Source organism: Pseudonocardia sp. HH130629-09, from assembly GCF_001294645.1.
GTDB lineage: Bacteria > Actinomycetota > Actinomycetes > Mycobacteriales > Pseudonocardiaceae > Pseudonocardia.
Genome location: NZ_CP011868.1, coordinates 2,622,192 through 2,635,098, shown reverse-complemented (window position 1 = coordinate 2,635,098; position 12,907 = coordinate 2,622,192). Strand labels below are relative to the sequence as shown.

The window sequence follows — 12,907 nt, the reverse complement described above, 5'->3', positions numbered from 1 at the left end:
CCGGCCGTGGCGGGTCAGGCCACCGGACCCGACGGCACCGGTGCCGTCTCCGTCCGCCCGGCCGTCCGCCCGGCCCGCCGCCGTGACCGGGACGCCACCAGCGCCGCGACGGTCAGCACCACCAGCCCGGCGACCGCGACGAGGAACGGCACCGAGCCCGGGTCCCCGCCGTAGGCGCCGATGGTCACGAACGCCACGGCCGAGGGCAGCACGCCCAGCACGGACCCGGCGAGGTAGTCACGCAGCCGGATCGCGGTCAGCCCGCAGGCGTAGCTGAGCACCGGGAACGGGATCACCGGCAGCAGCCTGCCCCCGGCGACGGCCCACAGCCCGCCCCGGCGCAGCCGAGCGTCGAGACGGCGGATGCGGGCGCTGCCGATCCCGGCGACGACCTCGCGGCCCAGCGTCCGCGACAGCACGAAGCCGATCAGCGAGCCGACGGCGACCGCGGTCATCGTCGTCGCCAGGCCGACGGGCAGGCCGAACAGGACGCCGGCGGCGATGCCCATCACTGTCGCAGGCGCCGGGACCAGGGTGAACCCGACGAACAGCAGCGTGAACAGGACCGGCGCCGCCCAGCCCGCGGCCGCCGTCGTCGCACGGACGCCGTCGACCGTCGGCCAGCCGGTGACCAGCAGGACCGCGGAGCCCGCGATCACCAGCGTCACCAGCAGCACGGGTCGCCACCATCGGGCCACCGTCGACCACCTCCACCCGGATCTACGAGCGGGGGGACCCGCGGGGTTCGGGTGAGCATCGGCACGGCCCGGTGAACGGCGACCGGTGTGCGGCGGCCGACGGTGTCCGGTGTGCGGGTGTCCGGTATGACACAGTTGTTGCCCTGATGAGAAGTCCTGCGCGCACTCGCACTCTGCTGGGGTGGATCGCCGTCGCGTTCGTCGGGGTGTGGATCGTCGGGACGGTCGCGTTGATCGCGGCGGCGGGCGAGCGCGGCGCCGACGACCCCGCTGCGCTCCACGACCGGGCCGCCGCCGCGCTGCGGAGCCCCGACGGCGGTGCCCGGCTGCACGAGCTGCTGCTCGACGCCCCGGACCGGGGTTTCGCCGACGACTACGTCGAACGCCTGCAGGCGGCCGGGTCACCCGTCGTGCTGCCCACCGGAGCGGACCGGGTCGAGATCCGCTCGGGTCCGGTTCTGGTGACGCTGTCGGTCACCGAGGAGGCGGGCCGCTGGTACCTCAGCCTCCTGCCGCCCGGCGGGCAGGACCCCGGCTGACCCCGGGGCATCGCCACGGCCTCCTCGGCCGGAGTGCGGGCCCGGGGGTGGCCGCGACGACGACACCGGGGAACCCGGTCAGCAGCCGCGGCACCACGCGGCGCAGCCGCCGGACGGCGGCGGGAGCGTCGACGTCGTCGAGGCGGGCCTGCAGGACCAGCTCCCCGTCGCGGTGCGCGGTCCGCACCCGGGACAGCTCGGGCAGCGTGCGCGCCAGCACGCCCAGCTCGCCCGCGGTGAGGGGACAGCCACCGAGGACCACCGTCGCGGTGAAGGGCTGCGTCCCGTCGTGCTCCGAGCTCATGGAGTGCCCTACGAGCGGACGTCCCGCCCGGATGCGGTCCCGGCCGGAACGTACCCACTTCTCATGACGCCCGGACCTCGGACTGCTCCGTCCGCAGTAGCTCCGTGACGTCCGTCCGGAACTGCATCGCGCGGTACGGCCAGTGGGTGGTGGTGTTCCACTGGCTGACGACGAGGTGCAGGTCGTCGAGCGTCGAGCCGGGGACGACGTAGCCGCCGTAGAGCTGCGCGACTCGGCCGGTGGCGTGGTCCTCGTCGTCCCAGCCGCAGCCGGTGAGCACGGTGGTCCGCGGGGCACGGTGCAGGTCGGCGTTCGGCCGGTCGAGCAGCAGCGTGTCGATCCGGTAGTTCCCGGCGTCGAAGGCGGTGAGCAGCAGGTGCTCGCGTCCGTCCGGGCCCGGGACCCGGCGCAGGTTGAGCTCGCCGAAGGCACCCGGCAGCGTCAGCGTCGGCGGGTTGCCCCAGTCCCAGCGCTCCCCGGCGAAGCCCCACGGCTCCCACGCGTCGCGGTCGGTGATCCGGTCGGCGGGCACCCGGTGCAGCAGCAGACCGTCGCGGCGCTGGAAGCCGGTGGTGTAGGCGTAGACGTACCCGTCGCCGCCGTCGCACCAGGTCAGCTGCTGGAACAGGCCGTCGTGGTGGTCGCCGGGCCAGTCGCAGCCGGTGCGCTCCCAGGTGACGCCGTTGTCGCGGGAGGCGATGATCTCGCTCCACAGCACGTTGCCGAGGCCCTTGTTGGCCATGACGTGCAGGTACATCGTGTCGCCGACGGTGATGACGTCGGCGGGCAGGATCGTGGTGACGCGGCGGTGCAGCCGGAACCAGTTCGTCGCCGGCTTGCTGACGAGCCGGCAGGCGTAGTCCGCGGTGTCGCCACCGGAGCCGGTCCAGCGCAGGCCGGTCCGGAACCCGTCCGGGTCGGCGAACAGCACGACCGGGGAGCGCCAGCCGGGCCCGCCGACGCCGGCCCGCTCGAAGGTGTCGCCGAAGACGGCGACCAGGCGCCCGTCCGGCGCGGTGGCGAGTATGCCGAGGTCGGTGCCGCCGATCCCGAACCGGTCGGTGTGCCCGGGCCCGGTCAGGTCGGCGATCTTGGTCGTGACGGCCATGGCGGCGACCCTACGGCCGGTACCGCGCGATCGCGGCGCGGGTCGCGGGCAGCGCGAACACCTCGGCGAAGGTGTCGACGCTGGCCTCCACCGATCCGGTGATGCCCTGCTCGCGCCAGGTCTCGAGCAGCTCCTTCTGCGCCGCCAGGACCTCGCGGGTCGGGGCGAGCAGGGCCGCGACGAGCTCGTCGACGGCGGCGTCGAGCCCGGCGGGGGAGTCGACGAGCCGGTTCACCAGCGGGGCCGTCCCCGGCTCGTCGACCCGGTGCACGCTGCCGGTCAGGACCATCTCCTGGGCGAGCGCGGCGCCGACGTAGCGGGGCAGCAGTGCCGCGTCGAGCACCGAGGGGATCCCGAGGCGCACCTCGGGCAGCCCCACCCGCACCCCGGTGTGGGCGACGCGCAGGTCGCAGGCCATGGCCAGCTCGAACGCGGCACCCAGGCAGGCGCCGTTCAGCCGGGCGATGGTCGGGACCGGCGCGGTGCGCACCGCACGCAGGCAGGCCGCGAGCCGGGTGATGATCGCGCGACCGTCGCCGGGGTCGGCGTCGCGGAAGACGTCGAGGTGCATCCCGGCGCCGAAGGCCCGGTCCCCGGCCCCGGTGACCACGACGACCCGCACCCGGTCCGGGAGGTCGGTGACGGCCGCGGCGACGGCGTCGACGTCGACGAGGTGCAGGGCGTTCGCGGCGTCGGGGCGGTCCAGGGTGACGGTCCGGACGGGGCCGTCGTCGCGCACCCGCGGGGTCCCCATCAGCTCACCGTCCGCGGCGGCGCGGCCACCGCGTCGGCGAACACCTGCGGTGCCTCGACCGGGACGAAGTGCCCGACGCCGTCGACGGGGGTGACGGTCACCTCGGTGAAGAACTCCGGGAGCCGGTCGGACCAGTCGCGCGGGAACAGCGGGTCGTGCTCGGGCCACAGGAACGTCGTCGGGACGGTGACCCGATCGGCCGGGTCGGGCGCGGTCTCGGCCAGCGAGCGGGCCACCGCGCCACCGCCGGAGCGGTACCAGTTGATCGACGCGACGAACGCGCCCGGCGCCCCGTAGACGGCGGTGAGGTGGTCGAGGCGCTCGTCGTCGGGGGTGAACCCGGGCCCGGACCAGTGCGACCAGAAGTGGCGCAGGTACGCGCGGGCGGCACGGGTGTCGCCGTCGACGAGCTCGCGGGCCAGGTCGAGCTGGTGGAATGACTGGTACCAGAACTCGCGCACCGGGACCTCGCCCAGGATCCGCCTGCCGACACCGGGCGCCGGCGGGGTGACGACGAGCGCGCGCAGCAGGTCGGGCCGGTCCGCGGCGATCTGCTGGCCGACGCGGCTGCCGACGTCGTAGCCCGCGACGACCACACCGGACAGGTCCGGCTCGTCCAGCAGCGCGGTCAGCGAGCGTGCCTGCGCGGCCGCCGAGTACTGCTCGGCCGGGTCGCGGTCGTGCTTCTCGGACGCGCCGAACCCGCGAAGGTCGGGGACGACCACGTCGTGCGCCGGGGCCAGCCGTGCAGCGACGGCGGCCATGTCCGTCCGGTCGCCCGGCCAGCCGTGCAGCAGCAGGACCGGCGGTGCACCGGGCTCGCCGTGACGGTCGTAGGCCAGCCGGAAGCCGTCGGTGGCGGTGGACAGTGGCATCGCGGGGATCCTCCGGGGTCGTGGGGCGGCGCCGGGCCGCCCGGCCCGGTCTACCGAGAAGTGATGATGGGGTGCACGGCGCGTGGCGGCGATACCCGGTCCGGTCCTCTCCTGATCGGTCCGGTCGATTTGTCGGGCCGCACCGGATACGGTTCGCCGACCGTTCGGCCGACACGTCAGGGGGAACCGTGTCCCAGCCAGCCAGCCCCGCAACGACGGAGCGTCATCGTCTTCCGGTCCGGACGCTCGTCGCGGCGTCCATCGGCAACGCGGTCGAGTGGTACGACTGGACGATCTACGCGACGTTCTCGATCTACTTCGCGACGCAGATCTTCCCGCCCGAGAACGCGGCGCTGGCCCTCATCTCGACGCTGGCGACCTACGCGCTCGCCTTCTTCTTCCGGCCGCTGGGCGGTCTGCTGCTGGGCCGGTTCGCCGACCTCAAGGGCCGCCGGACCGCGATGCTGGTGACGATCCTGCTGATGGCGGGCGGCTCGTTCGTGATCGGCCTGCTGCCGACGTTCTCGATGATCGGCTGGTTCGCCCCGGTCCTGCTGCTGCTGGCCCGCATCGCGCAGGGCATGTCGCTGGGCGGGGAGGTCTCCAACGCCTCGGCCTACCTCGCCGAGATCCCCCCCGTGAGCGGCGCGGGCGCTACTCGTCGTTCTTCTACATCTCCTCCGGCACCGCGGTGCTGTTCGCCTCGCTCACCGGTTTCGTGCTGGCGGCGACGCTGACCGACGACCAGCTCGCCGCCTGGGGCTGGCGGATCCCGTTCCTGCTCGGCGGGGTGCTCGGCATCATCGGGCTCTGGATGCGCCGTCAGATGAGCGAGACCGAGCAGTTCGAGGACAACAAGGAGTCGGCGGCCCGGATCCGCAACCCGCTCCTGCTGACCCTGCGCGAGCACCCGAAGGCGGTGGCGCAGCTCGTCGGCTTCACAATCCTGCACACCCTCTGCTACTACACGTTCTTCTCCGCGCTGACGCCGTTCGCCACCCGCTCCCGCGGCGCGGACGCGACCGAGGTGTTCCTCGCGCTCTCGATCGCCACGGCGATCTTCGTCCTCCTGCAGTACCCGATGGGGGCCGCCGCCGACCGCTGGGGCCGCCGACCCCAGATGCTCGTCTGGTCCGCGGCCACCGCGCTGCTCGTCGTCCCGCTGTCGTTCCTCATCGGGCCCGGCTTCTGGAACATGTTCGTCGTGTTCACCGTCGGGCTGGGGCTCTACACGGCGATGACCTCGGTCGCGCCGGCGATCATGAGCGAGCTGTTCCCGACGACGGTCCGCGCCCTGGGGATCGGCGCCTGGTACAACCTGACCGTCGCCGTGTTCGGCGGGACCGCGCCGCTGGTCATCGCCTCGCTGCAGGAGGCGGACCTGGCGATCCTGTTCTTCGTCTACGTCGCCGTCGGGGCGGTGATCTCCTTCGTCGCGGTGCTGACCCTGCCGGAGACGAAGGGCTCCGCCCTGAGCTGACCCCGGTAGCCCGGTACCCCGCGAGCAGGGGCGGAGCGGGGTGCGGGTTGTACCGTTGATCGACACGCCGACGTTTCGATGGAGAGCTCGCGATGACCAGCACCGCACCGGCCGACACGCTCCGCCACCTCGCGCACGGCGCCACCCTGGAGGAGGGCCTCGGCTTCTTCGACGCGCTGCCCGCCGTCGGGGTCGAGGAGATGCTGGGTGACTGGTCGGGCGGTGAGATCCCCACCGGCAACCCGATGGACGGGCTGTTGGGCCGCTTCGGCTGGCACGGCAAGCGGTTCGACGGCGTCGACGACGTCCACCCGCTCGTCATGGACCACCCCCGCGGCGGCCGGTTCTCCCTCAATCCCGCCCTGGTCCCGCTGCCCGCGCTGCTGCGCTACCCGGCCGCGCTGCGCAACGCCACCCTCGCGCGGATCGCCCGCACCGCGGGCCCCGCGCTCGCCACCCGGGCCCCGAAGGCGCGGTTGCGCACCACCGAGTACCGCGGGGTCGCCAGCGCCACCATGTGCTACGACGACCTCCCGATCCACGACGTCTTCCGCCGCGTCGACGACGACACCGTGCTCGGCGCCATGGACATGCGCGGCCTGCCCCAGCCGTTCCTGTTCTTCCTGCGTCGCGAGTGACCGGCCGTTCCCCGCCGCGCCGCGGTCTCAGGACCGGTAGGAACGGACGAGGGCGCGCAGCCCCGGCACCGCCGCGACCATGAGGAGCAGGTAGCCGAGCAGGCCGTTGAGCGCGAGCCCGGGGCCGATCTCGGGACCGGTCGGCGCGGTCAGCAGCCCTGCCGCCATCAGCCCGGTCGCGGCGGCGAGTGCGCTGGTCACGAGCTGGCCGACGACACCGGCCGCCGGACGGGCGAGGTGCCCCGCCCAGGGGGGCCACGCGGACGGTGAGGGTGCCGGCCTCCCGCGCGCCGACGATCCGGTCGACGCGGTGCGGGAGCCGCCGCAGCATCGGCAGGAGCAGGACGGCTTCGGTGGTCAGCCGGGTGGTGGCGTACCGGCGGGCTTCGGTGACCAGGCCGAACCCCGGGTCGGGTGCGGTCAGCGTGCCGTCGAGGGTGCCGATCGCGCGGAACACCGCGGCCAGCTCGGGCGGGGCGGTCACGCCGTGGTCGGCACGGCCGGGCCCCGGTGGCGGCTGGTGGTCCCCGTCCTCCCGGTCGTCGTGGGACGGCTCTCTCGTTCGTCGTGGGTGCCGCGACCGGCCTGACGGGGGTGGGGCGCGGCCCTGTACGTGACGTGGCTGCTGCCGATGACCACCGTGCTCGCGGTGGCCCTGGTGGTGGCCGGGACGGCCGTGCTGCTCGCCCGTGTCTCCCACCTCCGGTGGCGCCGGCCCGCCGACGCGTGACGACGGCGCGGGACCGGTCGTCACCCGGCCGTTCCGGTACCGGAGGCCGCCCGCGGTTTCGCCCTTCGCGGCTCCGCGGCTCCGTGCGCGGCCGGGGCCAGGACCGCGGGTGCGTGTCACCGTCGGCGGTGCACCTCAGCGGCTAAACGGGGGGCCCCACTGCTTATGGTGGGGTCGCGGTCTCACGACGAGAGCCACGCGACCGACCCCACGAGGAGGGCCGCTATGCCCGTACACCCTTCGCAGATCGACCCGGAGCTGCGGCGCCGCGGAACGCTGATCCGCCGGATCCGGTCCGCGCGGACCGAGGAGCAGCTGCGCCGATCGAGCGCCCTCCCCGGGCCCGTCGACCGGCTGCTGCGCAGGCGGGTGCCCGCCGGTCTGGTCCGAAGCGAGGAGTGGATCCGGCGGCCCGACGGGTCGCGGCTGCGCATCCTGGTCTACCGGGCGCGGGACGCCCGGCCCGATGCTCCCGGACTGCTCTGGCTCCACGGCGGCGGGTACGTTACGGGAGCCCCCGAGCTCGAGGCGTCCTCCTTCCGGCCCCTGATCGCGGGGAGCGGCGCCGTCGTCGTCTCACCGGACTACCGCCTCAGCCCGGAGGCGCCGTACCCGGCTGCGCTCGACGACTCGTACGCGGCGCTGGTCTGGCTGAGGGACAACGCCGTCCGACTCGGCGTGCGGCCCGACCAGATCGCGGTCGCGGGCGGCAGCGCGGGCGGCGGGCTGACGGCGGCGACGACGCTCTACGCGCGCGACAAGGGCGAGGTCGCCGTCGCCTTCCAGATGCCGCTGTACCCCATGATCGACGATCGCGGAGAGACCGAGTCCGGGCGGGACAACGACGCTCCGGTCTGGGACTCCGTGACCAACCGGTCGGCGTGGCGGCTGTACCTCGGCGACCTGTACGGCTCCGCCGACGTTCCGGCGTACGCGGCTCCGGCACGGGCGACGGACCACGCCGGGCTCCCTCCGACGATGACCTTCGTGGGCAGTCTCGACCCGTTCCGGGACGAGACCGTCCACTACGTGGAGAACCTGCGTGCGGCCGGCGTCCCGGTGGAGTTCCGTGAGTTCGCCGGCGCCTACCACGGCTTCGACGTGCTCGTTCCGAAGGCGTCGGCGAGCCGGGCTGCCGCCGCGTTCCGCGACCAGTGGTTCGGGCACGCGGTGCGGACCCACTTCGCCCCGCAGTCCTGATCGCGACCGGGCGAGCGGCACCGACAGACCGTCGATGATCGAGGGGAGCGGGTTCCACCCGTGCCGTCCGGCGCTCGTCGCGTCGGGCTACGAGGCGGGCCCGTCGACGACCTGGACGACGCCGTCGGCGGTGCCGGTGACGAACAGCCGCCCGGTGTCCGGGTCGACGGCGACCGTGTTCGGCTGGCGCACGGTGGGGATCCGGGCGACCTCCCGCGGCGTCGGCTCGGTCATGTCGTAGCCGACGAGCAGGTTCGCCCCGGTGGCGGTGACCCACACGCGGTCGCGGACCGGGTCGTAGGCGATGCCGTAGGGCTCCCCGGGCAGGTCCACCCGTCCGACCTCGGCCGGGGTGCCCGCCGGGTCGACGACGATCAGGTGCCCGCCCCGGGTGTCTGTCGCGATCAGGCGGCCGTGCCGGTCGGCGACCAGGTGGGTCGGGCCGTCCCCGGCCGGGAGCTCGCGAATCCCGTCGCCGGTCGCGGCGTCGTAGACGGTGAGGGTGTTCTCGCGGACGTCGACGAGTCCCACCCGGTCCCCGGCCGGGGCGAGCCCGGCGGGCTGGGTGACGTCGGTCAGCTGTCGCACCACCCGGTCCCCGCGGACCACGGACACGCTGCCACCCGCCTCGTTGGCGACGAACACGGTCCCGGCCGCGGTCTCGGTCGCGTCGTGGGCCATCGGGCCGGTCATGACCTCGGAGGACAGCCGGCCGTCCGGGAGCGAGACGCGCAGCAGGCCGTTCGCGCTCTCGCTCGGGACCAGCACCGGCCCGCCCGGCCCGGCGAGCTGCAGGTGACGCAGCACGCCCGGCAGCGGCACCCGCCCGGCGACGGCGGCGGTGTCGGCGTCGAGCAGCACGAGCCGGTCGGGCCGGCGCACCCCGACCGCGACGCGCCGCGTCGGCCCGTCGGCGACGATGCCCTCCGGGACCGCCCCGACCGCGACGATCCGCCCGGGCGGGGTGCCGGTCACCGGGGGCGCGACGCCCGGCTCGGCCGGCGGCGGCAGCGGCTCGGCGAAACGCACCGGGGTGCCCGCCCGCCCCGGCGCCGCCGGTGTGTCGGCAGGCGGGGCCGCACAGCTCACCGCCAGGAGCGCCGTGGTCAGGAGCGCCAGGGTCAGGAGCGCCAGGGTCAGGAGCGCCGGGGTCAGGAGCGCCGGGGGCGCCGGGACGGCCGGCGCCCCACGGGTCGTGCGTCCGACTGTCGCCATCTCCCCAGCATCGTCGGCCGGGCCGGGGGCCGCGCGTCGGCCGGAGATCGTCTTGCGCAGTGAAACGATAGTCGGCTACCGTTACATGCTCGCAGGCCGTGCGCACGAAGGAGTGTCACCGTGACGACCACCGAGCCCCCGCAGCTGCCCTTCGACCGTCCGAACATCATCGACGTCGCCCCGCTCTACGCCGTGCTGCGCCGCGAGGGCCCGGTCGTCCCGGTGCGCACCCCGGTCGGTGACCCGGCCTGGCTGGTAACCCGGCACGCCGAGGCACGTGCCCTGTTCGCCGACCCGTCGAGACACCCGTCGACGAGCTCGCCGACGTGGTCGCCGACCTGCACGCCCACCTCGCGTTCCCGCTGCCGGTGATGGTCATCTGCGAGCTGCTCGGGGTGCCGTTCGCCGACCGCGGCTACTTCCACGGGCTGTCCGAGCGGGTCGCCACGATCCGCTCCGGTGGCGACGCCGACGTCGCGATGGGGGAGTTCCGCGCCTACCTGGGCCGCCTGGCGGATGCCAAGCGTGCGCTGCCGGGGGAGGACGTCGTCACCGACCTCGTCCGTGCCCGCGAGCAGGACGCGGACTTCGGCGAGGAGGAGATGACCCGGCTCGCCGCCGCGCTGCTGTTCGCCGGGCACGAGACGACCGTCGGACGGATCGACCTCGGCGTCCTCCTGCTCCTGACCGACCCCGCCCGCCGCGACGCCTTCGACCCGACCCGCCGGCCCAACCCGCACGTGTCCTTCGGCTACGGCGGCCACTTCTGCATCGGCGCGAGCCTGGCGCGCACCGAGCTCGCGACGGTGTTCGCGCGGCTGTTCCGGCGGCTGCCCGCGCTGCGCCTCGCCGTCGACCAGGAGGAGCTGGAGGTGCGGACCGAGCAGGTCACCGGGGGAGTGCGGTCGCTGCCGGTGACCTGGTGACCTGGTGACCTCGTGACCGGAGATCGCGGCACCCGCTGACCTCGCGTGGCGCCCGGTGCCACGGCCGGCGGCGGGGTGCCGCGACCGGCGGCGGGCGCGGCGGTCAGAGGCCGTCGCGGAGGATCCCGTCCATCGCCCGCTCCACGATCGCGGCGATCGTCCAGGACGGGTTGGTGCTGCCGGTCGACCCCGGCACCAGCGCCCCGTCGACGACGTGCAGCCCCGGGCGCCCGGTGACACGCCCGCGGTCGTCGGTGACCCGGCCCAGGACCGCGCCGCCCAGGGGGTGCCACGTCACCGGGTCCAGGGTGCCCAGGTCGAGCACCCCGGTCGGGGCGTCCGCGGCGCGGGCGACCAGCCCGGACAGGCCCGCCGGCAGCTGCGCGGCCAGGCCGGACACGGTCCGGCCCAGCCCGACGCCGAGCGGGGCGTCGGGCGCGATCAACCGCTGGGTGAGGTCGCGGACGGTGCGCTGGGCGTCGGCGTCGCCGTCGGTGGGCCAGTGCAGGACGGCCTGGCCGGTGGCGGTGTCGAAACGGAACTCGCCCACCGGGTCGCAGGCCCCGAACCCGGGCAGCGACATCGCCCGGATGTCGAACGGCAGCGGCGCGGGACCGAAGGTGAGCGTGACCGCCTCGGCGCGGTCGTCGGTGGGCGGGCGGATGCTGGCCGCCATCGGTCCGGCCTGCGGTCCGCCCGCGGGCTCGGGGACACCGACGCGCAGCTGGATGCGGTCGCCGTTGTTGCCCCAGAACCGGCCGGCGTCGGCGGTGAGGTCGGGCAGCGTCCCGGTCTCGCGGGCCCGTACGAGCAGCCGGGAGGTGCCGGTCGACCCAGCGGCGAGGAACACCGCGCCGGTGGTGAGCGCGATCCGCTCCTGCACGACGCCGTCGGTGTCGATCCGCTCGACGTCGAGCCGGTAGCGGCCGCCGCCGAGCGCGTGCAGGTCGGTGACCCGGTGCAGCGGGGCGACGGTGACCAGACCGGAGGCCTCGGCGTCGCGCAGGTAGTTCTTGTCCGACGACAGCCGCGCCCCGGAGTTGACCCCGGAGAAGTACTCGCCGACCGACATCGACGGGGTCGCACGCCCGGCGAACTCGGCGCGCACGACGTCCCAGTCGGTGGCGTTGGGCAGCAGCTGCGCCGTCAGTCCCGCGCGGCGGGCCTGTTCCAGGAACAGTCGGGTGCCGACGTGCGCGGGGTGGGTCAGGACGTCGTCGGGGATCGGGGAGACCCCGACCCGGGCGGCCGCGCGCGGGTAGTGGACCGCGGCGAGCTCGTCGTGGTCGATGCCCGGGATCGCCGCGGAGAACACCGCCGCGTCCGGCCGGATCCAGACTCCGGCGTAGACCAGGGTCGATCCGCCCACCCCGGCCCCGCAGAGCACGCTCATCCCACGCCCGGACACCTTCTCGAACAGCCCGGTGTAGGGCTTGTACAGCGTCGGTGGCTGGCCGGGGAACACCGGCGCGGGCGTCAGCCACGACGAGCGACGGTCCGGGCGCAGGAACGGTGGGAACGTGTCGGCGGCCGGGGTGGTCCAGCGGCGGCCGCGTTCGAGGACCAGGGTGCGCACGCCCGCCTCGGCGAGCCGGGCCGCGGCGATCGACCCGCCGAGCCCGCTCCCGACGACGACGGCCGGAGCGGACATCGCGGTCACGTCCCGGCGCAGCAGGGCTGGCGCGGCGTTCGCGGTCCCGGCGGCGCCCAGCGCGGCGGCGCCGAGCGCGGCACCGGTCAGGAAACCCCGGCGGCTGGTCACCCGCATGCCGGTCAGCCCCCGATCCGGATGTCGGCGACGATCTCGCGGATCAGGCCGCTCTCGTAGCGGAAGGTCTCGTGCACCCGCGCGGTCGTCAGGCCGACGGGCCCCACCCCGACGGACAGGGTGAAGTCCGCGACCACGACGCCGTCCTCGCGCACGCGGTAGGTCTCGTCGGAGACGCCGCGGATGATCCGGTACTGCGGGCCGTACCGCAGGTCGGCGCGCAGCTGGTCGCCGGAGAACCCGGTCGGCAGCCCCGCCTCGACCCGGGTCGCGGCCGGGTGGAACGGCACCGCGGAGGGGTCGTGGTCGACGAGCGCGGCCACGTAGGCGCGGGCCCCGTCGACCCGGCAGGCGTCGTCACAGGTGGACGCGGACGCGACCCCCGCACCCGCCCCGGCTGCGACCACGCCGATGACCACTGCGACGACCACTCCGACGAGCACGGACTGCACTGGACCGAGCAATCTCACGGGAACCTCCGGGACCTGGGGAGCGGTCGGGGACGACGTGGCGGGACCCGGGCCCGCGGGCGGGCCATGATCCACAGCGGGTCACGACGGAAGTCTGGCACGGGTGAGCGGGCGCTCACCGACCGGGTTCTCCATCGCATGTCGGACACTTGTCCGTGGTTCCGGAGGCGCCCGTCCGGACGGGCGCGGGCCCGACCCCCAC

General features: G+C 74.8%; 14 protein-coding genes and 1 pseudogene. 6 read left to right on the top strand and 9 right to left on the bottom strand.

Features of this window, described 5'->3' with window-relative positions; genetic code table 11:
* Positions 1-14: 14 nt before the first annotated feature.
* Positions 15-677, bottom strand: coding sequence for a TVP38/TMEM64 family protein (locus XF36_RS12140; protein ID WP_060712068.1), 663 nt, complete (start codon positions 675-677; stop codon positions 15-17).
* Between the two features lie 167 nt (positions 678-844).
* Here XF36_RS12140 and XF36_RS12135 point away from each other — a divergent pair, with 167 nt between their 5' ends.
* A complete protein-coding gene (locus tag XF36_RS12135; RefSeq protein ID WP_145981342.1) occupies positions 845-1,237 on the top strand; it encodes a hypothetical protein in 393 nt (130 codons plus the stop codon).
* On the opposite strand, the gene XF36_RS12130 is transcribed toward XF36_RS12135, so the two are convergent.
* The 4 genes from XF36_RS12130 to XF36_RS12115 form a co-directional block, all read right to left on the bottom strand.
* On the bottom strand, positions 1,200-1,541 hold the full coding sequence (locus XF36_RS12130; RefSeq protein WP_060712066.1) for a hypothetical protein: 342 nt from the start codon (positions 1,539-1,541) through the stop codon (positions 1,200-1,202). The genes XF36_RS12135 and XF36_RS12130 overlap by 38 nt on opposite strands.
* A 61-nt stretch (positions 1,542-1,602) precedes the next feature.
* Complete coding sequence (locus XF36_RS12125; RefSeq protein ID WP_060712065.1) at positions 1,603-2,649, bottom strand: DUF4185 domain-containing protein; 1,047 nt, start codon at positions 2,647-2,649, stop codon at positions 1,603-1,605.
* Between the two features lie 10 nt (positions 2,650-2,659).
* Positions 2,660-3,403, bottom strand: coding sequence for an enoyl-CoA hydratase-related protein (locus tag XF36_RS12120; RefSeq protein ID WP_060712064.1), 744 nt, complete (start codon positions 3,401-3,403; stop codon positions 2,660-2,662).
* Entirely contained in the window at positions 3,403-4,278 is an 876-nt protein-coding gene (locus XF36_RS12115; RefSeq protein WP_060712063.1) for an alpha/beta fold hydrolase, read from the bottom strand. The genes XF36_RS12120 and XF36_RS12115 overlap by 1 nt, the downstream gene beginning before the upstream one ends.
* 188 nt (positions 4,279-4,466) lie before the next feature.
* Here XF36_RS12115 and XF36_RS12110 point away from each other — a divergent pair.
* A pseudogene (locus XF36_RS12110) lies at positions 4,467-5,758 on the top strand (MFS transporter).
* Positions 5,759-5,850: 92 nt separating this feature from the next.
* Entirely contained in the window at positions 5,851-6,396 is a 546-nt protein-coding gene (locus XF36_RS12105) for a DUF4334 domain-containing protein (protein WP_060712062.1), read from the top strand.
* 27 nt (positions 6,397-6,423) lie between these two features.
* Here XF36_RS12105 and XF36_RS32340 read toward each other — a convergent pair whose 3' ends face one another.
* Positions 6,424-6,597 (bottom strand): hypothetical protein, encoded by a 174-nt coding sequence (locus tag XF36_RS32340; protein WP_168169499.1) that lies wholly within the window; start codon positions 6,595-6,597, stop codon positions 6,424-6,426.
* Positions 6,598-7,351: 754 nt separating this feature from the next.
* On the opposite strand from XF36_RS32340, the gene XF36_RS12095 reads away from it, so the two are divergent.
* The gene (locus XF36_RS12095) at positions 7,352-8,326 is read left to right on the top strand and encodes an alpha/beta hydrolase (RefSeq protein WP_060712060.1); all 975 of its coding nucleotides are present in this window, start codon (positions 7,352-7,354) and stop codon (positions 8,324-8,326) included.
* Positions 8,327-8,413: 87 nt separating this feature from the next.
* Here the strand turns inward: XF36_RS12095 and XF36_RS12090 are convergent, their stop codons facing one another.
* A complete protein-coding gene (locus XF36_RS12090) occupies positions 8,414-9,541 on the bottom strand; it encodes a YncE family protein (protein WP_060712059.1) in 1,128 nt (375 codons plus the stop codon).
* 120 nt (positions 9,542-9,661) lie between these two features.
* Here XF36_RS12090 and XF36_RS35185 point away from each other — a divergent pair, with 120 nt between their 5' ends.
* Entirely contained in the window at positions 9,662-9,913 is a 252-nt protein-coding gene (locus XF36_RS35185) for a hypothetical protein (RefSeq protein ID WP_060712058.1), read from the top strand.
* The gene (locus tag XF36_RS12080) at positions 9,868-10,467 is read left to right on the top strand and encodes a cytochrome P450 (RefSeq protein ID WP_060712057.1); all 600 of its coding nucleotides are present in this window, start codon (positions 9,868-9,870) and stop codon (positions 10,465-10,467) included. The genes XF36_RS35185 and XF36_RS12080 overlap by 46 nt, the downstream gene beginning before the upstream one ends.
* 103 nt (positions 10,468-10,570) lie before the next feature.
* Here the strand turns inward: XF36_RS12080 and XF36_RS12075 are convergent, their stop codons facing one another.
* Together XF36_RS12075 and XF36_RS12070 are read right to left on the bottom strand one after the other, a co-directional pair.
* Positions 10,571-12,229 (bottom strand): GMC oxidoreductase, encoded by a 1,659-nt coding sequence (locus tag XF36_RS12075; protein ID WP_168169498.1) that lies wholly within the window; start codon positions 12,227-12,229, stop codon positions 10,571-10,573.
* An 11-nt stretch (positions 12,230-12,240) separates the two neighbouring features.
* A complete protein-coding gene (locus XF36_RS12070) occupies positions 12,241-12,678 on the bottom strand; it encodes a hypothetical protein (RefSeq protein WP_202968513.1) in 438 nt (145 codons plus the stop codon).
* Between the last annotated feature and the right edge of the window lie 229 nt (positions 12,679-12,907).

What these genes read in the sequence shown, in the direction of transcription:
- XF36_RS12125 (WP_060712065.1), bottom strand. Translation starts at nt 2,649, where the DNA reads ATGGCCGTCACGACCAAGATCGCCGACCTGACCGGGCCCGGGCACACC.
- XF36_RS12105 (WP_060712062.1), top strand. Translation starts at nt 5,851, where the DNA reads ATGACCAGCACCGCACCGGCCGACACGCTCCGCCACCTCGCGCACGGC.
- XF36_RS12120 (WP_060712064.1), bottom strand. Translation starts at nt 3,403, where the DNA reads ATGGGGACCCCGCGGGTGCGCGACGACGGCCCCGTCCGGACCGTCACC.
- XF36_RS12115 (WP_060712063.1), bottom strand. Translation starts at nt 4,278, where the DNA reads ATGCCACTGTCCACCGCCACCGACGGCTTCCGGCTGGCCTACGACCGT.
- XF36_RS12095 (WP_060712060.1), top strand. Translation starts at nt 7,352, where the DNA reads ATGCCCGTACACCCTTCGCAGATCGACCCGGAGCTGCGGCGCCGCGGA.
- XF36_RS12130 (WP_060712066.1), bottom strand. Translation starts at nt 1,541, where the DNA reads ATGAGCTCGGAGCACGACGGGACGCAGCCCTTCACCGCGACGGTGGTC.
- XF36_RS12090 (WP_060712059.1), bottom strand. Translation starts at nt 9,541, where the DNA reads ATGGCGACAGTCGGACGCACGACCCGTGGGGCGCCGGCCGTCCCGGCG.
- XF36_RS12135 (WP_145981342.1), top strand. Translation starts at nt 845, where the DNA reads ATGAGAAGTCCTGCGCGCACTCGCACTCTGCTGGGGTGGATCGCCGTC.